Source organism: Streptomyces sp. NPDC048211, assembly GCF_043202315.1.
Lineage (GTDB): Bacteria > Actinomycetota > Actinomycetes > Streptomycetales > Streptomycetaceae > Streptomyces.
This window is the reverse complement of record NZ_JBIDAD010000012.1, coordinates 238613-258094: the sequence shown is the minus strand read 5'-3', so window position 1 is coordinate 258094 and position 19482 is coordinate 238613. Positions and strand designations below refer to the sequence as shown.

Annotated in this window: 17 protein-coding genes; 6 read left to right on the top strand and 11 right to left on the bottom strand. The window is 71.5% G+C overall.

What is annotated here, in order from left to right:
• Nucleotide 1 precedes the first annotated feature (1 nt).
• The 5 genes from ACGFZA_RS34680 to ACGFZA_RS34660 form a co-directional block, all read right to left on the bottom strand.
• Nucleotides 2–922, bottom strand: coding sequence for a carbohydrate ABC transporter permease (locus ACGFZA_RS34680; protein ID WP_385280903.1), 921 nt, complete (start codon nt 920–922; stop codon nt 2–4).
• Entirely contained in the window at nt 919–1848 is a 930-nt protein-coding gene (locus ACGFZA_RS34675; RefSeq protein WP_385280906.1) for a carbohydrate ABC transporter permease, read from the bottom strand. Before ACGFZA_RS34675 ends, ACGFZA_RS34680 begins: the two co-directional genes overlap by 4 nt.
• 145 nt (nt 1849–1993) lie before the next feature.
• Nucleotides 1994–3721 carry an L-arabinonate dehydratase gene (gene araD, locus ACGFZA_RS34670; RefSeq protein WP_393684389.1) on the bottom strand — a complete coding sequence of 576 codons (1728 nt, stop codon included), beginning with the start codon at nt 3719–3721 and terminating at the stop codon, nt 1994–1996.
• Nucleotides 3718–4620 (bottom strand): dihydrodipicolinate synthase family protein, encoded by a 903-nt coding sequence (locus tag ACGFZA_RS34665; protein ID WP_385280911.1) that lies wholly within the window; start codon nt 4618–4620, stop codon nt 3718–3720. The genes araD and ACGFZA_RS34665 overlap by 4 nt, the downstream gene beginning before the upstream one ends.
• Nucleotides 4621–4652: 32 nt before the next feature.
• Nucleotides 4653–5309, bottom strand: a complete 657-nt coding sequence (locus ACGFZA_RS34660; protein WP_385280914.1) for a GntR family transcriptional regulator — start codon at nt 5307–5309, stop codon at nt 4653–4655.
• Between the two features lie 266 nt (nt 5310–5575).
• On the opposite strand from ACGFZA_RS34660, the gene ACGFZA_RS34655 reads away from it, so the two are divergent.
• A complete protein-coding gene (locus ACGFZA_RS34655; protein WP_385280939.1) occupies nt 5576–6799 on the top strand; it encodes an MFS transporter in 1224 nt (407 codons plus the stop codon).
• On the opposite strand, the gene ACGFZA_RS34650 is transcribed toward ACGFZA_RS34655, so the two are convergent.
• The gene (locus ACGFZA_RS34650) at nt 6782–7960 is read right to left on the bottom strand and encodes a hypothetical protein (protein WP_393684387.1); all 1179 of its coding nucleotides are present in this window, start codon (nt 7958–7960) and stop codon (nt 6782–6784) included. The genes ACGFZA_RS34655 and ACGFZA_RS34650 overlap by 18 nt on opposite strands.
• Nucleotides 7957–8913, bottom strand: a complete 957-nt coding sequence (locus ACGFZA_RS34645; protein ID WP_393684385.1) for a 5-dehydro-4-deoxyglucarate dehydratase — start codon at nt 8911–8913, stop codon at nt 7957–7959. Before ACGFZA_RS34645 ends, ACGFZA_RS34650 begins: the two co-directional genes overlap by 4 nt.
• A gap of 1041 nt (nt 8914–9954) precedes the next feature.
• Between ACGFZA_RS34645 and ACGFZA_RS34640 the strand changes: the two genes are divergently transcribed.
• Together ACGFZA_RS34640 and ACGFZA_RS34635 are read left to right on the top strand one after the other, a co-directional pair.
• A complete protein-coding gene (locus ACGFZA_RS34640; RefSeq protein WP_385285945.1) occupies nt 9955–10764 on the top strand; it encodes an NAD-dependent epimerase/dehydratase family protein in 810 nt (269 codons plus the stop codon).
• 107 nt (nt 10765–10871) lie between these two features.
• Nucleotides 10872–12080, top strand: coding sequence for a TerD family protein (locus ACGFZA_RS34635; protein ID WP_393684383.1), 1209 nt, complete (start codon nt 10872–10874; stop codon nt 12078–12080).
• 100 nt (nt 12081–12180) lie between these two features.
• Here ACGFZA_RS34635 and ACGFZA_RS34630 read toward each other — a convergent pair whose 3' ends face one another.
• The 4 genes from ACGFZA_RS34630 to ACGFZA_RS34615 form a co-directional block, all read right to left on the bottom strand.
• A complete protein-coding gene (locus ACGFZA_RS34630; RefSeq protein WP_037711258.1) occupies nt 12181–12411 on the bottom strand; it encodes a hypothetical protein in 231 nt (76 codons plus the stop codon).
• A gap of 352 nt (nt 12412–12763) precedes the next feature.
• Nucleotides 12764–14248, bottom strand: a complete 1485-nt coding sequence (locus ACGFZA_RS34625; protein WP_393684425.1) for an alkaline phosphatase PhoX — start codon at nt 14246–14248, stop codon at nt 12764–12766.
• 166 nt (nt 14249–14414) lie between these two features.
• Nucleotides 14415–15887 carry a hypothetical protein gene (locus ACGFZA_RS34620; protein ID WP_393684381.1) on the bottom strand — a complete coding sequence of 491 codons (1473 nt, stop codon included), beginning with the start codon at nt 15885–15887 and terminating at the stop codon, nt 14415–14417.
• A gap of 243 nt (nt 15888–16130) precedes the next feature.
• Nucleotides 16131–16835, bottom strand: coding sequence for an antibiotic biosynthesis monooxygenase (locus ACGFZA_RS34615; RefSeq protein WP_393684379.1), 705 nt, complete (start codon nt 16833–16835; stop codon nt 16131–16133).
• Nucleotides 16836–16970: 135 nt separating this feature from the next.
• On the opposite strand from ACGFZA_RS34615, the gene ACGFZA_RS34610 reads away from it, so the two are divergent.
• The 3 genes from ACGFZA_RS34610 to ACGFZA_RS34600 all read left to right on the top strand — a co-directional run bounded on the left by ACGFZA_RS34610 (nt 16971) and on the right by ACGFZA_RS34600 (nt 19408).
• Nucleotides 16971–18092 carry a lipid II:glycine glycyltransferase FemX gene (locus ACGFZA_RS34610; protein WP_393684377.1) on the top strand — a complete coding sequence of 374 codons (1122 nt, stop codon included), beginning with the start codon at nt 16971–16973 and terminating at the stop codon, nt 18090–18092.
• Between the two features lie 62 nt (nt 18093–18154).
• Nucleotides 18155–18934 (top strand): phosphodiesterase, encoded by a 780-nt coding sequence (locus tag ACGFZA_RS34605; protein ID WP_393684375.1) that lies wholly within the window; start codon nt 18155–18157, stop codon nt 18932–18934.
• A gap of 33 nt (nt 18935–18967) precedes the next feature.
• Nucleotides 18968–19408 carry a GNAT family N-acetyltransferase gene (locus tag ACGFZA_RS34600; RefSeq protein ID WP_393684423.1) on the top strand — a complete coding sequence of 147 codons (441 nt, stop codon included), beginning with the start codon at nt 18968–18970 and terminating at the stop codon, nt 19406–19408.
• Nucleotides 19409–19482: the final 74 nt, after the last annotated feature.

Sequence of the window (19482 nt, the reverse complement as noted above, 5' to 3'; positions counted from 1 at the left end):
CTCAGCCCTTCACGGCGCCGGCGCTGAAGCCGGTGATCAGCCACTTCTGGATGAAGGCGAAGACGATCACCACGGGAACCGCGGCGATCACACCGCCCGCGGCGAGCGCGCCCAGGTCGACGCTGTCCGCGCCGATGAGGGTGTTCAGGCCGACCGGGATCGTCTGCTTGTCCTGCTCGCTGAGGAACATCAGGGCGAACAGGAAGTGGTTCCAGCTGTGCACGAAGGCGAAGGAGCCGACCGCGATGAGTCCCGGCCGCAGGAGCGGCAGTACCACCGCGCAGAAGGCCCGGAAGCGCGAGCAGCCGTCCACCCAGGCGGCCTCCTCCAGCGTGACGGGCACGTTCTTGATGAACCCGCTGATCAGGATGATGGAGAGCGGCAGCTGGAAGACCGTCTCGGCGATGACCACGCTCCCCAGGGAGTTGATCATCCGGAGGTTCTTGAAGATCTCGAAGAGCGGCACGAGCATCAGCGCGCCCGGGATGAACTGCGAGCAGAGCAGCGCCAGCATGAAGCCGTTCTTGATCTTGAAGTTGAAGCGGGCGAGTGCGTAGCCGCCGGCCAGCGCGACGAGTGTCGTGCAGACCAGGGTGCAGACGCCGACGATCATGCTGTTCTGGAAGAAGACGGCGAAGCTGCGCTCGTTCCAGACCTTGGAGAAGTGCTCCCCGGTCATCGGCCAGGGCACCAGCGAGGTGGAGCCCGCGGGGCGCACGGCGAACAGGAACATCCAGTAGAACGGGATGAGGGTGAAGACGAGGTAGATGCCGAGCGGGACGTAGATCTGCCAGCGCGGCACCTCGTCGAAGGCGCGTTCGCGGCCGGGCTTGCCGCGCCGGTGGGCGGTGGGCGGGCGCGTGCTCCGTTCGGGCAGTCGCGCGGAGTCGGTGCCGTTCTTCTCGGCCAGTGCGGCGGTCACTTGTGTTCGCCTCCGAACTTGCTCAGGCGCAGATAGACGATCGAGCAGAAGAGGAGGATCACGAAGGCGACGGTGGTGAGCGCGGAGGCGTACCCGAAGTCGTGGCCCTCGATGCCGGTGTTGGCGACGTAGAGCGGCAGGGTGGTGGTCTCGCCGGCCGGTCCGCCGCCGGTGAGGGTGTAGAGCAGGTCGACGTTGTTGAACTCCCAGACGCCGCGCAGCAGCGTGGACAGGATGATCGCGTCCCGCAGGTGGGGCAGGGTGATGTGGAAGAACTGGCGCAGCCGCCCGGCGCCGTCGACGGACGCCGCCTCGTACAGCTCCTTGGAGACGGACTGCAGGTCGGCGAGGATGAGGATGGCGAAGAAGGGGACCCCTCGCCAGAGTTCGGCGACGGTCGCGGCCCAGAAGACGGTTCCGGTGTCGGAGAGCACCGAGGTCCCGTACTCGCCGATGCCGGCGTCCGCGAGGTAGCGGCTGAATCCGGTCGAGGAGTTGTAGAGCAGGATCCAGATGGTGCTGGTCAGCACACCGGAGACGGCCCACGGCGAGAAGACCATGGCGCGGGAGATGCCGCGGCCGATGAAGCTCTGGTTGACGATCAGGGCGAGGGCGAGCCCGAGGGTGAGCTGGAGCGCGACCTGGACGACCACCCACTGGGCGCTGAAGCCCAGCGTCGTCCAGAACTGGTCGTCGTCGGTGAAGATCCGGGTGAAGTTGTCGAAGCCCGCGAAGCCGTTCCGCCACGGCTTGGTGACGTTGTAGTTCTGCAGGCTGTAGTAGAAGACGCTGACCACCGGGTAGGCGATGAAGCCCAGCATCAGCAGCCCCGCGGGGGCGATCAGCAGATACGGCAGTCGGCGGGGGCTCGCGGAGCGGCGCCTGGGCACCTTGGGCGGTGTGGCCACAGCGGCGGCTTGGGCCATGACACGTCTCCGTTCTCTCTCAGGTACGAGGGTGCGAGGTGGTGCTGAGGGTGCGGTGCGTGGTGATGCGTGTAGTGCGCAAGCGCTTGCCGCATGGCGTTCGGTATGCCGAACGAGGCGGGGCGCCGGAATTCCGGTGGGCCGTTCAGCCGGCGTACGGGTCGGGGACTTCTCCCTGCCGGGCCAGGAAGGTGAAGTCGCAGCCGGTGTCGGCCTGGGTGATCTGGTCGTGGTACAGCGCCCCGTAGCCGCGCTCGTACCGGGTGGCGGGCGGCGTCCATTCGGCCCTGCGCCGCTCCAGCTCCTCTTCCGTCACGCCGAGATGGAGCAGACGCGCCTCGACGTCCAGGGTGACCGGGTCACCCGTCCGTACGAGCGCGAGGGGCCCGCCCACGTACGACTCGGGGGCGATGTGCAGCACGCAGGCTCCGTAACTGGTGCCGCTCATCCGGGCGTCGGAGATCCGCACCATGTCCCGTACACCCTGCTTCAGCAGGTAGTCGGGGATCGGCAGCATGCCGTACTCGGGCATCCCGGGACCGCCCTTGGGCCCGGCGTTGCGGAGCACCAGCACATGATCCGCGGTGAGGGCCAGCGCCGGGTCGTTGATGGTGCGCTGCATCTCCTTGTAGTCGTCGAAGACGACCGCGGGACCGGTGTGGCGCAGCAGGTGGGGCTCGGCGGCGATGTGCTTGATGACCGCCCCGTCCGGGCAGAGGTTGCCGCGCAGCACCGCCACGCCGCCCTCCTCGGCCAGCGGGTTGTCACGTTCCCGGATGACGTCGCTGTTGTGCACGAGTGCGCCGTCGAGCTGTTCGCGCAGGGTGTCGTGCGCGACCGTGGGCCGGTCCAGATGCAGGACGTCGGTCAGCCGGGCAAGGAACCCAGGCAGTCCGCCCGCGAAGTGGAAGTCCTCCATGAGGTACTTCCCGCCGGGCCGCAGGTTGGCCAGCACGGGCACGGTGCGGGCGATGCGGTCGAAGTCGTCGAGGGTGAGCTTGATTCCGGAGCGGCCCGCCATGGCGATCAGGTGGATGACGGCGTTGGTGGAGCCGCCGAGCGCGAGGACGGTGGCGACGGCGTCCTCGTACGCCTCGGCGGTGAGGATCGACGACAGCTTCCGCTGCTGCCACACCAGTTCGACGATCCGGAGGCCCGACTGTGCGGCCATCCGGTCGTGGCCGGAGTCGACGGCCGGGATGGAGGAGGCGCCGGGGACGGTGACGCCGAGCGCCTCGGCGGCGGCGGTGAGGGTCGAGGCGGTACCCATCGTCATGCAGTGGCCGGGTGAGCGGGCGAGCCCGTTCTCCAGCTCGCCCATCTCGCAGTCGCCGATGAGTCCGGCCCGCTTGTCGTCCCAGTACTTCCACATGTCGGTGCCGGAGCCGAGGACCTCGTTGCGCCAGTGCCCCGGCAGCATCGGCCCGGCCGGCACGAAGACGGCCGGCAGGTCGACGGAGGCCGCGCCCATCAGCAGCGCCGGCGTCGACTTGTCGCAGCCGCCCAGCAGCACCGCACCGTCGACGGGGTAGGAGCGCAGCAGCTCCTCCGTCTCCATCGCCAGCATGTTGCGGTAGAGCATCGGGGTCGGCTTCTGGAACGTCTCCGAGAGGGTGGAGACCGGGAATTCGAGCGGGAAGCCGCCGGCCTGCCAGACCCCGCGCTTGACCGCCTGGGCGCGGTCGCGCAGATGGACGTGGCACGGGTTGATGTCGGACCAGGTGTTGAGGATCGCGACGACCGGCTTGCCGAGGTGCTCATCGGGGAGGTAGCCCAGCTGGCGGGTGCGGGCACGGTGGCTGAAGGAGCGCAGCCCGTCGGTGCCGTACCACTGGTGGCTGCGCAGTTCCTCGGGGGTGATGCGGCCGGTCATATCGACCACCCCGCGACCTGGTCGGCGACCTCGGCGCGCTGCGACTCGGGCAGCACCCGGCTGGGCGGGCGCACATCCCGGCCGCACAGGCCGAGCGAGGCGAGGGCCTCCTTGACGACGGTCACGTTGTTGGCGGACTGCCGGTCGGCGCGCAGTTCCTCGAAGCGGCGGATCTGCTCCCAGACCTTCATGGCGGCCGGATGGTCGCCGGCCCGCAGCGCCTCCAGCATGGCGATCGAGACACCGGGGGCGACGTTGACGAGGCCGGAGGTGAACCCGGTGGCGCCCGCGGAGAAGTAGGCGGGGGCGTACAGCTCGGCGAGGCCGGCGACCCAGACGAAGCGGTCCAGGCCCGCGTCCCGGGCGAACGCGGCGAAGCGTGCGGCGTCCGGGACGGCGTACTTGACGCCGATGACGTTGGGGCAGCTGTCGGCGAGGACCGCCAGGCACTCCCCGTCGAGGTGCGGGTTGCGGATGTAGGGGACGACACCCAGTTGGGGTACGGCTTCGGCGATGGCCCGGTGGTAGTCGATCCAGCCGTCCTGCGAGACGTAGGGGTGGACGGGCTGGTGCACCATCACCATCTCGGCGCCGGCGTCGCGGGCGTGCTCGGCGGCGGCGACGGCGGTCGGCACGTCGTGCCCGACACCGACCAGGATCGTGGCGCGGCCGCCGGCCTCGTCGATGGTCAGCTCGGTGACGGTCCGCCGCTCCTCGGGAGTGAGCGCGTAGAACTCCCCGGTGTTGCCGTTCGGGGTGAGGATGCGTACGCCGCCGTCGAGCAGCCTGCGCAGCAGGGCGCGGTGCGCCGCCGTGTCGATGGTCCCGTCCTCGGCGAACGGGGTGACCGGGATCGCCACGACATCTGCGAGGGCCGCCTTCAGCGGTGTGAGGTCCATGCGGACAGGCCTTTCGTCGGTGTGCTGCTGGTTCACGCCGCCCCGCCCCCGTCTTCGTCGTCGGGGAACGCGCGGCGCACGAACGACGCGATGTGGTCGTGCAGGGCCCCGGCCGCCGCCTCGGCGTCGTCGGCGAGCGCGAGCCGCAGGATCTCCCGGTGCTCGGCGGCCTCCCGCTCCCACGACGGGATCGTCGACCACGCGACCGTCGACACGAGCGCGGCCTGGTCGCGGACCTCGTCGAGCATCCGCGCCAGCAGCGGGTTGCCGCAGGGGAGGTAGAGCGCCCGGTGGAAATCCCGGTTGGCGAGCGACCTGTCGGCCTTGTCACCCGCCGAGTCGGCCCGCTCCAGGGCCTCCTGGGCCTCGTCGAGCGAAGCCTTGCGGGTGATGGAGCGACGCAGCGCCTCGGGTTCGAGCAGCAGCCGCACGTCGTAGACCTCGCGGGCCATGGACGCGTCGACCAGCCGCACGATGGCGCCCTTGTACTGGCTCATGACGACCAGGCCGGTACCGGCGAGCGTCTTGAGCGCCTCACGGACGGGGGTCTTGGACACCCCGAACTGTGCGGCGAGTTCGGTCTCGACGAGCGCCTGCCCTGGTCTCAGCTGCGCCGTGAGGATCGCGTGCTTGATCGCCTCCAGCACGTACTGGGTGCGGGACGGAATCGGGGTGGGCGCAAAGGTCATGAGTGAAGGGCTCTCGCATCTCGCGTATCGCGTCTCATATATGACGTACGAAGTACGACGCGATGAAGCTAGAGGCGCCGTGAATGTTTCGTCAACGCTTCTGACAGAAGAACTTCGGCGGACTACGACGTGTGTCCTACACCGATCCAGGCGGCGGGCCGCCCGGCCCGACGGGCCTACGGCATCCGCCCGATGTCCCGCTACCGCCTTACCGGACAGCCTGATCACCCAACGAAGGTGCAGGTCAGGGAGGTTCGGTGGGGGCATTGACAGGGTCGGCGACCGGGCGGGTACTGCGGGACCGGACGGCCGGGCTGTTCCTCGCGGCGGTCGTGGTGTCCGGTTTCGGCAGCTCAGCGATGTCTCTGACCGCCGGCATCTGGGTCAAGTCGCTGACGGGCTCGGACAGTCTGGCGGCGCTCGCCCTCTTCGCCCTCTGGCTTCCGGTGCTCTTCGGTCCGCCGCTCGGAGCGGTGGCCGACCGGCTGCCCGGGAAGCCGCTGCTGGTCTGGTCGAACGTGGTCCTGGCCCTGCTGCTGACCACACTGACCGCGGTGGATTCGGCGGGACGGATCTGGATCCTGTTCGCGGTGCTCCTGGTGTACGGGACCGGCTCCGTCCTGACGGACGCCGCCGAGTCGGCCTTGGTCGCCCCGGCCGTGGACCCACGCCTGCTGGGCGACTTCAACGGCTTGAGGATGATGGCGAACGAGGGCATGAAGCTGGTCGCCCCGCTCACCGGCGCGGCGCTCTACACCCGCTTCGGGGGCGGCGCGGTGGCCCTGCTGGACGCGGCCTCCTTCGCGCTGGCGGCCGCCCTCTACGCACTGCTGCGGGCAGGGAAGGCGGACCGGCCGGCAGCCGGCGGCCACGAAGGCGGACGGTCCGCCGGACTGCGGCAGGTGTGGGGGTCCCCGGTGCTGCGGCCGCTGGTGCTCGCGGGATCGGTGACGATGCTGTGCGCCGGGCTCAACGGGGCGACGCTGTACGCCGTCGTGGACGAGGTCCTCGGCCGTCCCCCGGCGTACGCGGGGGTGCTCGCCGTGGCGCAGGGCATCGGGTCCGTCACGATCGGGCTGCTGGCCGGCCCCCTGCTGCGACGGATGCCGGAGCGGGTGTTCACGGCGGCGGGCATCGCGGTGTTCGCGCTCGCCGTCGGCGCGCGGGCGCTGCCGTACGACGTGGTGGCGCCGGCGGCGTGCGGGCTGATCGGCCTGGGCCTGCCGTGTGTGCTGATCGCCGCGATGACAGCGGTGCAGCGGGAGACCCCGGAAGCGGTCCTGGGCCGGACGGCCGCGACCGCGGGCACGCTGATGATGGCGCCCAACGCGGTGGCACTGGCGCTCGGCGCGGGACTGGTCGCGCTGGTGGACGTGCGGGTGCTGCTGCCGCTCGTGGGAGCGGTGGGGCTGCTGACCGCGGCATGGCTGGTCACGGGCCGGCGGGACGTGGCGCCCACCGGCCCGTGCGCGTCAGCGGCCGAGGCGTGAGAGCGCCTCCGCGACGGCTTCGAGGTCCGGCCCCGAGGCCAGCCCCGCGTGGTACAGGCGCAGTTGGTTCGCGCCGAGCGAGGCCGCGTGGGCGGCGTCGCGCTCCAGCGTGCCGGGGCTGCCGCCCATCCCCCGCACCACGGTGAGGTTGGCCGCGATGACGCCCCCGCGGCCGGCGAACGGGCCGAGCACGGTCTCGCGCGCCCCGTCACCGCCGCTGCAGGGCAGCACCACGCCGTCCGCCACGGACAGGACATGCTCCGGGTCGACGCCCACGTTGGCCCCGGAGCGGTACGGCGCGGGATCGGCGTGCAGCAGCACCTGGAAACCGGACGGGGCCGCCGCCCGCACCGCGGCGACCACCGACTCCTGGAGACCTCGGGCCACCTGGGTGCGCCACCCGAGGGTGGCGGCGGCGAGATCCGCGCCGAGCAGCTTCTCGACGCCGTCCCAGCCCGCCTCCGGGGCGCCGGGGCCCGACCACACCGGCTCCAGCGCCCGGCGCACGGCCTGGGCCAGCTCCCCGGCGTCCACGCCCTGACTGCCGTAACCGGCGCGGCAGTCGGGGCAGAAGCACAGCGACATCAGGTACTGCGCCGCGTCACCGAGGCCGACACCCGCGATCTTGTCGTGGGCGTGCAGGTGGGCGAAGCCGTACCAGCCGCACGACTCCAGTTCGGTACCTGCCGCCCCGCCCCGTACCGCCGCCTCCGCGGCCAGGTCCACCAGATACGCGCGGACCGCGGGCTGTGCGATGCAGGGGGCCCAGGGGTAGCGGTCCCCGTAGGCGTTGACCACGGAGGTGTCCGGATGCTCGGCGCCCAGCCGGGAGTTGTGCGCGAGCACGACCCAGCTGTGCACGTCGAGCCCGGCACCGGCCAGCGCCTCGGCCGCCTCCGCGTAGGCGTCGTCCGAATCCACCCACGCCTGCGCGTACGGGCGCAGCTCGCGCCCCGCCCACCGCCCGGCGTCCGGCGGGTAGAGCACCGCGGCGTGCTCGGCCGTGACGATGCGGCGGGCGGGATGGCGCGGGGTCAGCGCCCGCGTGGAGTGATAGGCGGCGGCGAGCGTCACCTGCTGGACGCCGAGATCCGCGACGCGGGCGGCCGCGTCCGGATCCCCGACGACGTCCCAGGGGTAGAGGAAGGCGGAGGTCTTCACCCGCGCTCCCCCGCGCCGCGCTCCAGCAGCGCACGGCCGGCTCCGATGATCTCCGTCAGCTCCTTGACGTGCGCGGCCGGCGGCTCCGTGAGCGGGCTGCGCACCTCGCCGACGTCCAGGCCCTGGAGGCGGACGGCCGCCTTGACCAGCGAGACGGCGTAGCCGCGCCCCTTGGAGCGCAGTTCGACGAGCGGGCGGTAGAAGGTGTCGAGCAGCGCGTTGACGAGGTCGTCGTCGCCGGACTCCAGAGCACGGTAGAAGGCCAGCGCGATATCGGGCGCGAAGGCGAACACGGCGGAGGAGTAGAGCGTGACGCCGATGCCCCGGTAGGCGAGGCCGGTGAGCTCGGCGGTGGGCAGTCCGTTGAAGTAGAGGAAGTCCTGGCCGGGCAGTCCGGTCCGGACGGCGCTGACGATGCGCTGCATCAGGTCGAGGTCGCCGTAACCGTCCTTGAGGCCGATGATGCCCGGCGTCCGCGCCAGCGCGACCACGGTCTCGGGGGTGAAGACCGCGTTGTCGCGCTGGTAGACGATCGTCTCCAGACCGGTGGCGGCGGCCAGCGCCGTGTAGTGGGCCAGCAGCCCTTCCTGGTCGGCGAAGACCAGGTACGGCGGCATGGCGAGCAGGCCGTCCGCGCCGGCCTCCTCGGCGAGCTTCGCGAACTGGACCGCCAGGGCGGTGCCGTATCCGGCGCCCGCAACGACGGGCACCTCACCGGCCGTCTCCTCGACGGCCGCGGCGACGACGAGGCGGAACTCCTCGGGCGTCAGGGCGTGGAACTCACCCGTGCCGCAGCAGGCGAAGACCGCCGCCGCACCGGCGTCGATGCCCTTGCGCACGTGCGCGCGGAAGACGTCGAGGTCGACGGAGCCGTCCGGTCCGTAGGCGGTGACGGGGAAGAAGAGCGGCCCGGCGACAGCGGTGAGTCGGGCGGCAAGTGGGGCTGAGGTCACGGGCGCTCCCTGAGCGAGTTCAGGCGTGCACAATTCTGATTGACGTCCATATTCATGAACGGTCTTACGCTAAGGCAGCGGCTCGGCGCGGGTCAAGGCGGACCACCCGGGTCCGTACCACGGGGGCCCCTGCGGGGCCGGGTCCCGTGTCTTGTCTTGCCCGTCCCCGGGCGGAGGGTTCCGTCCTCAATCGCCGGACGGGCTTGGTTGGCGCGGGTGCCCCGTGGGGTGCGGGTGCTCCGCGGTGGTGCGGTGCGCCGTTCCCCGGTGGGTGGGGGCCGGGGCCCCTCCGGGGCGTCTCCTCAAACGACGAACGTTCCGCCGGTACGCAGCCGACCCGGGTCGATGTTCGTCGTCCTGCGGGGACTCCCCTGCACGGCCCCGGCCCCGGCCGTCCTGCGTCTGCGGCAGTCGCCGGGCCGGTGTGCAGACGCAGGCGATGCCGGGTGGGGGCGTGCAGGGGAGTCCCCGCAGGAAATGGCGTACGACCCGGGTCCCTCACGGTCCCGGGTGAACACGCCATTTCTGAGGAGACGCCCCGGAGGGCCCCCACCCCCACCCACCCGGCGGTGGCGGGCCGCACCCCGCGGAGCGACCCGCACCTCTCAAGCCCGTCCGGCGATTGAGGACGGAACCCCCAGCCCGAGGCAAGGGCAAGGGCACGGGCCCCCGCCCTCCGGACAAGCACCCCGCACCGCGGGGACCCGCACCTCTCAAGCCCGTCCGGCGATTGAGGACGGAACCCCCAGCCCGAGGCAAGGGCAAGGGCACGGGCCCCCACCCTCCGGACAAGCACCCCGCACCGCGGGGACCCGCACCTCTCAAGCCCGTCCGGCGATTGAGGACGGAACCCCCCGCCGGAGGACCGGCCAAGACACAGGACCCGGCCCCGAAAGGGGCCCCCGCACAGAAGCCCGCCGGCGACTGAGGCACCAAACCCCCCTTGACGCACACGCACACGCTCCGTAACTTGTCCACGCATGTGAATGCCGTCCACGCATTGGGCGAGCGCGCTCGCCGACCTACCGAGGAGATACGCGTATGCCCGCTCCCCGCACCGTCCTGCTCACCGGCGCAGCCGGCGGTCTCGGCACCCTGATGCGCGGACTGCTGCCCGCCCACGGCTACGAGCTCCGCCTGTTCGACATGTTCCCCATCGAGGGCGAGCCGGACGCGATCACCGCCGACCTCGGTGACAAGGAGGCGTTGCGCGAAGCCGTGCGAGGTGTCGACGCGATCATCCACCTTGCGGGCATCTCCTTGGAAGCCTCGTTCGACAAGATCCTCAAGGCGAACATCGAGGGCACGTACAACCTTTACGAGGCCGCCCTCGCGGAGGGCGTACGCCGGATCGTCTTCGCGTCGTCGAACCACGCCGTCGGCTTCACCCCCCGGCCGCTGCCCGGCGACCCGCTGATCCCCATCGACACCCCGCGTCGCCCGGACACCTTCTACGGCCTCTCCAAGTCGTTCGGCGAGGACCTCGCCCAGCTCTACTGGGACCGCCACGGCCTGGAGACCGTCTCGGTGCGCATCGGTTCCTGCTTCCCCGAGCCGACGTCGGTGCGGATGCTGTCCGTGTGGATGAGCCCGGCCGACGGCGCCCGGCTGTTCGATGCCGCGCTCACCGCCGAGAACGTGGGTCACACCGTCATCCACGGCTCCTCGGACAACACCCGGCTGTGGTGGGACCTGGCGTCGGCCCGTTCGCTCGGTTACGAGCCGAAGGACGACTCGGAGGAGTACGCGGCAAAGCTCATCGCCGAACAGGGCGAGCTCGACCCGGACAACCCGGACCACGCCCACCTCGGCGGGCACTTCTGCACCAACCCGCCGATCTGGCCGTACTGACGGACGGCCGAGGCCGCTCCCGCGGGACGGAGCCGCGCTGCGGCCGTACGGGCGAAGCCGCCCGAGGGTAAGGGAACGGCAAAGCCGGGTCATTCGTTACTCCGTGCATGACCGCTATGACACCCGGCTCGAACATCCCCCTCTCCGCCGCCCGCGTGACGGTGGACGTCGCCGCCCCCGTGCGGCTCGACGTATCGGGCCTGCTGCTCACCGCCGACGGCAAGGTGCGCTCGGACGACGACTTCATCTTCTACAACCAGCCCACGGGCCCGGGTGTGACCTACCGCTCCGGCGGCGGCACCGCGCCCGACGCGATCGTGGTGGACACCGCCGCGGTGCCGCCCGGCATCGAGAAGATCGTCGTCACGGCGAGCCCGGACGGGGCAGGTCAGACGTTCCAGGGCATCGAACCCACCGCCACCGTGCGCAACGCGGACGACGGCAGCGCGCTCGCCACGTTCACCCCTCCGAAGCTCGGTTCCGAGACCGCGCTCGTGGTCATCGAGGTCTACCGTCGGGGTGGTGCGTGGAAGGCCCGCGCGGTCGGCCAGGGCTATGCCAACGGGCTGGCCGGTATCGCCACGGACTTCGGCGTGTCCGTCGAGGAGCCCGCGGCCGCCCCGGTCGCGCCCCCGGCCCCCGTCGCCCCGCCGGTGGACCCGCGGATCGCCGCTCCCCCGGTCGCACCGCCGGTCCCGCACTCCGCGCCCGCGGCCCCGCCGGCTCCCCCCGGCTCCGGCAAGATCAACCTCGACAAGGGCCGGGTCAGCCTCCAGAAGAACCAGACGGTGTCGCTGGTCAAGGGCGGCCGCCCGCTGCTCTCCCAGGTCAAGATGGGCCTCGGCTGGGAGCCCGCGTTCCGTGGCAAGGACATCGACCTCGACGCCTCGGTGATCGCCTACGGCCCCAACCGCAACCACCTGGACAGCTGCTACTTCGGCAAGCTCTCCATCCTGAACGGCGCCATCAAGCACTCGGGCGACAACCTCACGGGCGAGGGTGCCGGAGACGACGAGGTGATCGTCGTGGACCTGGGCCGGATTCCCCCGGAGGCGACCGGCCTGGTGTTCACGGTCAACTCGTTCACCGGCCAGAAGTTCACCGAGGTGGCCAAGGCCTACTGCCGGCTGATCGACGCGTCCACGGGTGAGGAGCTGGTCCGCTTCGACCTGACCGGAGCCGAGCCGCAGACAGGCGTGATGATGGCGAAGCTCATCAAGCAGTTCTCCGGCGAATGGGAGATGACCGCGATGGGCGACTTCGTGAAGTCGCGCACCGTTCGCGGCATGGTCAAGCCCGCCGCCCAGTCCCTGTAGGGACGGAAACGTCTTCAGGGGCACCCGGCTGGCTGCGGGTGCCCCTGAAGGCGGTCGGCGAGAGAAATACGGCGTACGCGGCGCGTGCTCGACGCTTCTCTCAGAGCTTGGTCAGCTTGGAGTACGGGCTCAGGATCCTCCCCTGTCGCCCCGAGAAATCGATGAGCACTGCGTCGTTGTCGCCCTCGACAGCAAGGACTCGGCCGAGTCCGAACTGGTCATGCGACACCCTGTCGCCCACATCGAACAATTCGACCGGTGGGGCCGCCTGGGCCGGGCGGTTGAAGGGACTGGATGGCAGGTGACGCCGGGATCCGGCTGACTGTTTCATTACCTTGAGTATGCGCCCTGAAAACGCCCGACGCCATGCCCGACCGCTCCTGGGGCCGCACTGATGCCGGATTCGTAATCAGCGGTTCCGGGACCGCGCGCCGCCCGTTCCCGCTTCCGGCACGGGCCCCACGGGTCCCACGTGGCTCCCGGGTCCGTCGGCGGTGTGGCGGTTATCGCTTTCCCACGGGGCGTGGCAGGGCGGGTTCCCGGCGCCGCCGGACGCCGGACCGGCCCGGTCCGGCGCGGGGGTCACCACCGCGCCGGACCGGGCCGGATCACCGCCGGGGACCGGGGTCTTCCATTGGGATCAGGCCGGACCCCCGAGCCCGGTCTGAATCGAACGGGAAGCCTCAGTGCTCACGCCGCGGCTGGCGCTTCCACGGGCCGGTGATGGCCAGCATGATGCCGGGCGTCTGGATGTTGGCGAAGAGCGTCTTGCCGTCGGGCGAGAAGGTCACGCCGGTGAACTCGCTGTACTCCGGCTCGGCCTCCGTGCCGGCGTTCAGCTCGTTGCGCGCGATCGGGTAGGTGCGGCCGCTCTCGGTCGCCCCGAAGAGGTGCTGGACGCCCTCGCCGTCCTCGGAGATGACCAGGCCGCCGTAGGGCGAGACGGTGATGTTGTCCGGGCCGTCGAAGGCGCCGTCCTTGGAGGGGTCGGCGTTGACGCCGAGGAGCACCTTCAGGGTCAGCGTGCGGCGCTTCGGGTCGTAGAACCAGACCTGGCCGTCGTGCTGGACGGGGCTCTCGTCACGGGCGAACGAGGAGACGATGTAGGCGCCACCGTCGCCCCACCACATGCCTTCGAGCTTGCGGGCGCGGGTGACGTCCTTGTCGCCGAACTGCTTGCGCACCGAGACGGTCTTGGCGTCGCGGTCCGGAACGTCGACCCAGTCCACGCCGTACACGGTCCCGATCTTCGTGGCGCGCGAGAGGTCGTCGACGAACGCTCCGCTCTTGTCGAAGCACTTCGTGGCCTGCAGGACACCGGCGTCGTCGGCGAGCGTGCGGAGCTTGCCGCGACCGTGCTTGAAGCCGTGCGGCGGGACCCAGCGGTAGAGCAGTCCGTTGGGGCCGGACGCGTCCTCGGTGAGGTAGGCGTGGCCCTGCTTGGGGTCGATGACGACGGCCTCGTGGGCGTAGCGGCCGAACGCCTTGACCGGGCGCGGGTCGCGGTTGGCGCGCCGGTCGGACGGGTCGACCTCGAAGACGTAGCCGTGGTCCTTGAGCAGGCCGTTCTTGCCGGCCTTGTCCTCGGTCTCCTCGCAGGTCAGCCAGGTGCCCCACGGGGTGGAGCCGCCGGCGCAGTTGGTGGAGGTGCCGGCGATGCCGACCCACTCGGCGGTGCGGCCGTCGCGGCGGGTCTCCACGACGGTGCAACCACCGGCCGCGACCGCGTCGTAGACCAGGCCCTCGGTGAGCGGAACGGGGTGCGCCCAGCCGGCACGGGTGCCGCTCAGCTCGTGGTTGTTCACCAGCAGGGTCACGCCGCGCGCACCCTCGAAGGCGGCCGTGCCGTCGTGGTTGGAGGGGGTGTACTCGCCGGTCTCCAGCTTGGTGACACCACTGTGGGTGATGATCTTGTACGAGAAGCCGGCGGGCAGCGCGAGTATGCCCTTCGGGTCGGGAAGCAGCGGCCCGTAGCCGGGCTCGTGGCTGTGCCCGTGACCGTCGTGGTCGTGGTCATGACCGTGGCCGTGGTCGTCGTGGCCGTGCTTGGAGTCTTCGGCGGCGAGGGCGCCGGGTGCGGTGGCCAGCGCGGCGACGGTTCCGGTGAGGGCGATGCCGGCACCGGTGAGGGCGGACTGTCTGGTGAATTCCCTGCGCGTGAAGGCCATCACGTACTCCTGGTGCAGCTGGGGCGGGTTGTTGGTGCGCTCACCGTCCCGCCCCTGCGCCAACATCAGTTGAACTGAGGGCGACTTCGAGGGAATCCCTTCCGTGAACATCCCCGGCGGCCGCGGGCCGGACCCCGCGAGCCGGAGGGGACTTTCAGAACACGCCCTAACCGGCCGAGCCGCCCCGGGAGCGGGCCTTGAAGGCGGCCTTGCGGGCGGCCTTCGCCTGCTTCTTGTCGCTGTGCAGGCGCCCCATCGCTTCCAGGACGTCCGCGGTCGCCGGGTGGTCCACCCGCCACGCCTCGTCGAAGAAGCCGCTGTGCTGGCCGGACAGTCCCTCGACCAGACCCTGGAGCTCGTCCAGGTCGCCGTCAGCCTCCAGCTGCGCCGCGATCGTGTCGATGGCGAGCCAGAAGATCATCGCCTCCGAGGGCGCCGGCACGTCGGCGGCGCCCCGTTCGGCGAGCCAGACGCGGGCGAGTCCGCCCAGCTCGGGGTCGCCCAGGACCGCGCGCACCGCGGTCTCGGCCTCCGCACCGACCAGGGCGAGCGCCTGCTGGCAGTGCAGTCGACGCAGCGGTGCCTGCGGGTCCTCGCCGCGTGCGGCGTCCAGGAGTTCACCGGCCGCCCCGTCGGCGCCGTGCCGCGCGAGCCACAGCTCGATCTCGCTGCGGGCCGCCGCCTCGGGGTAGTACGCGATGCCGCCGAGGAGCACGTCGGCGCCCTTGTCCGCCAGGTCGCCGATGGCCGGGGCGTCCACACCGGCGTCCAGCATCCGGGCGCGGATGCCGTAGAGGCCGAGCGGGGTCAGCTTCACCATGCCGTACCGGGTGACGTCGTCGTCATCGGCGGGCGGCACGGCCTCCTCGCCCTCCTCGGCCAGCAACGCCTCGTCCACCGGGCGGTATTCGACGATGCCGATGGGTTCGAGGACCCGGAACTGGTCGTCGAGCCGCATCATCGCATCGGACACCTGTTCCAGGATGTCGTCGGTGGGCTCGCCCATGTCGTCGGGAACGATCATCGAGGCGGCGAGCGCGGGGAGCGGCACGGGCTCGTCGCCCGCCCCCTCGCCGACCGTGAGCAGATAGAGGTTGCCGAGCACTCCGTCGAGGAATTCGGCCTCGGTCTCCGGGTCCCAGTCCAGCGCGTCGAAGTCGACCGAGCCGTCCTCACGGACGAGGTCGGCGAAGTCGTCGAAGACCGGGGCGGTGGCGTCGGCGTGGGCGGCCTCCAGGCCGTCGAGCCAGATCGCCAGCACGTCCTGCGGCGAACCACCGGTCAGCAGTGCCAGGTTCTCGCCCGCCGTGACGGTTCCCTCCGCCTCGTCCTCGTCGGCAGCCGCGTCCTCGTCCGTCTCCGGGTCCTCGAACTCGACCAGGCCGGTGTCGACCGCGAGCCGCCATGCCTCGCTGGCCTCCGCGGCACCGTCCTCGTCCGCGACGAGCCCCAGGTGCTCTGCCGCCGCGGGCAGCTGGGCGTCGACGAGCTCGCCGCCCGCGCCGACCCGCGTGTCCGGCCCTGCCCAGCGGGCGAGCCGGACGGCGCGGGCGAGCAGCGGCGCGGCAAGCGCGTCCCGTGCCAGCTCCGCCTCGGTGTGCAGCCGTACCGGCGGCAGGGTGGGGCGCTCTGCGGACATCAGGGGGGTCTCCTCGAAAACGTGCGGGCGTACCACTGCCGGGGCCACGGCTCCGGGCGCGTACGGGGTCAGGCAGCCCAAGCCTAGACGCATTTCACCCGGTGCCGCCCGGCGCTCGGAACAGACGGCGGAACGGAGGCCGGCGGGTCACCGCGGGGACCGGACAACTGATCTCCGCACACCAGCGATGCGCGAGGGATTCCGCAGGGATCACTGAGGGATCGCCGCCCCGGAAGCCCTCCGTCAGCCGCCCGCGGCCGGTCGCAGGCTGAGCGCGGGGGCGTAGCGGTGCACGCCACCGCCGGTGACGCCCGGGTAGCTCCGGACCCGTTCCCACTGCGGCGTCCGCGACCCGATGCCGTCCCCGGGCGCGGCCAGTGCCTCGATGTGGGCCTGTGCGCTCACCCACTCCGCATAGTTGAGGACCCGGGTCCCGTCGGTACTCACGTGGAAGTGGCCGGCCAGGCCGCCGGGCGCGGGAGCCGGGTCGGTTCCCAGCGCCTCGAACACACCGTCCACCCAGTCGCGTTGGCGGGCCTTGTCCGCCCCGTCGAACTCGACGTCGACCACCACGACACAGCCGGGCTCCCGGCCGCCGGGCGACGTGGAGCGGTAGAGCTCGTAGGTGTGCAGCCCGAGGCGGTCGATGCCGGGTACGGCCGCGTCGATTTCGGCGTTGCGCTCGTCCCGGCCGCCCAGGACGAAGCCCTGGTAGCTCTCCTCGTCGGTCCACTGCGCGTAGTGGAGGAGCGTCCCGCCGTCCTCTCCCGTGTACACGCTGTACGAGAGAAGTCCGGGGTGCGGCCAGTGCCTGGCCCCCCACGCGGAGCGGATGGCCTCGACGGCCTGCCGCCGGCGCTCCGGCGTACCGGCGTCCCAGGTGCTGACCTTGACGAGGCCCGCATCCGCTCGGGTGACATCGGGACGGGACACGAACTCCACTGTCATGGCTGCTCCCCTCACCGGCGCACCCTTGCGGTGCGTCCGTGACAGCCACCCTGATACGTCAAGCACGCTTGAGGTCAACCGCGGCCCGCGTTCCTCTCACTACGCTGACGAATCGGACAACGAACGGAGTACCGCATGACGCTGCGGGTCGAGGAGATCACGCGCGAACAGCATCTGGCGTTCGTCGCCGGCCGGGACGCCGCCAGCCATATGCAGGTCCCCTCGTGGGGCGAGGTGAAGCCCGACTGGCGTGCGGAGAGCATCGGCTGGTTCGGTGACGACGGGCTGATCGTCGGTGCGGCGCTGGTGCTGTACCGCCCGGTCCCCCGGCTGAAGCGGTATCTGGCCTATCTTCCGGAGGGCCCGCTCATCCCGTGGCACGAGGGCGAGCTGCGCCCCTGGCTGGATCCGCTGGTGGCCCACGCCAAGGCCCGGGGCGCGTTCACGGTACGGATGGGCCCGCCCGTGGTCGCCCGCCGCTGGGAGGCTTCGAGGGTCAAGGACGCCATCGCGGACCCGGCCGCGGGCCGGCTGCGCGACGTCGAGGCGGATGTCATCGAGCCCCGGGCCGCCGAGGTCGTGGAGCAGTTGCGCCGCCTGGGCTGGCAGCAGGGCGCGGACGGGGACACGGACGGCTTCAGCGCCGGGCAGCCCCGGTACGTGTTCCAGGTGCCGTTCGCCGGGCGGTCGCTGGAGGAGATCCGGGGCGGGCTGAACCAGCAGTGGCGGCGCAACATCAAGAAGGCCGAGAAGGCGGGCGTGAAGGTCGTCGAGGGCGGCCTCGACGACCTTCCGGTCTTCTACGGGCTGTACCGCGAGACCGCCGAGCGGGATCGCTTCATCCCCAGGCCGCTCGCGTACTTCGAGCGCATGTGGACCGCCCTGCGAGCCGAGGACCCGGACCGGATCCGGCTCTACCTCGCCCACCACGACGGGGAGGTGCTCTCCGCCGCGACGATGCTGACCGTCGGCACCCACGTCTGGTACTCGTACGGCGCCTCGACGAGCCGCCGGCGGGAGGTACAGCCCAACAACGCGATCCAGTGGCGGATGATGAGCGACGCGCACGAGCGGGGCGCCGCCGTCTACGACCTGCGCGGTATCACCGACACCCTCGACGAGGCCAACCACCTGCTGGGCCTGCTGCGGTTCAAGGCGGGCACCGGGGGGCGGGCCGCCGAGTACATCGGCGAATGGGACTACCCGGTCGGCAAGCTGCTGCACAAGGCGTTCGGCCTGTACATGGCGCGGCGCTGACATACGGAGCGGTGCGGCGGGGACGGGCGTTGCGAGCGCCCGTCGCGGGGAAGGCTGCCGGGATGACCGTCTCCGTGGCACATCTCAGCGACCCGCATCTCACCGCCGACCCCGCGGCCGAACCTGCGGCCGGCCTCGACCGGGCCCTGCGCCGGGTGCTCGCACTCGACCCATGGCCCGACTGCGTGGTGCTCACCGGTGATCTCACCGACCGGGGCACGCCCGCGGAGTACGCCCTGCTGCGCGAGGCGATAGGGCGGTTCCCGCTGCCGCTGCACCTGGTGACGGGCAATCATGACGACCGGGCGGCGCTGCTGGACGCGTTCGGGGGCACGGCGTTCGTGGGCGGGGGCAAGGAGGCCTACTACGCCGTGGACCACCCTGCGCTCACGGTGGCCGTCCTGGACTCGACGGTGGCCGGCTCCCCCGGAGGACGGCTGGGCGCGGAGCAGCTGGGGTGGCTGGACGGCGTGCTCTCCCGCAGGTCCGGTGTCCCGGCCCTCGTGTGCCTGCACCATCCGCCGGTGCCGGTCGGGATCCCGTACCTGGACGGGATGCGGCTGGCGGACGGCGAGGCGCTGGCCGAGGTGGTAGCCGCCCACCCGAACGTCGTCCGGGTCCTGGCCGGCCATCTCCACCGTCCGGTCACCGCCGCCTTCGCGGGAAGCGTGCTGGCCGTGGCGCCCAGCACCTTCCGGCAGAGCGGCCTGGCCCTGCGGGGCGGCGTGCCGGGGTATCCGCCGGAGCCGGCGTCGTTCCTGCTGCACCTGCTCGCGGGCGACGCGTGGGTCACCCACACCGTGCCGGTCAGCCCTGCGGCGGGGGTGCCGGCCGGGTACTGAGGTGCCGGGGGACCGTGCCAGAATCCGGGTGTGATGCTGCGTACCGCCACCCGCCAGGACCTGCCCGCCGTGCTCGCACTCCTCGCCGACGAGGAGAAGGTCGTCGACCCCGCCTCGGTCGTCGTCGGCGCGGCCTACGAGAAGGCGTTCGCCGACATCACGGGGGACCCGCGCAACGAGATCCTGGTGCTGGTGGACGGCGACACCGTGGTGGGCTGTCTGCAGGCGACGTACATCCCCGGGCTCGGCAAGCACGGCGCCGAGCGGGCGCTGATCGAGGCCGTGCGGATCAGGCCCGACCGGCGGAGCGGCGGGCTCGGCCGGGAGCTGATGGAGCGAACCGCCGAGCGGGCGCGGCAGCGCGGGTGCGCGCTGGTGCAGCTGACCAGCGGAAAGCACCGGGCGGACGCGCACCGCTTCTACACCTCGCTGGGCTTCGCCGCGAGCCACGAGGGCTTCAAGCTCGCGCTGTGACCGGCCCGCGGCAGCCGACCGGGCGCTGCGGGTCCGCCTCCCTCACATAGTTGAGTGCTGCTTCACCTTCACCC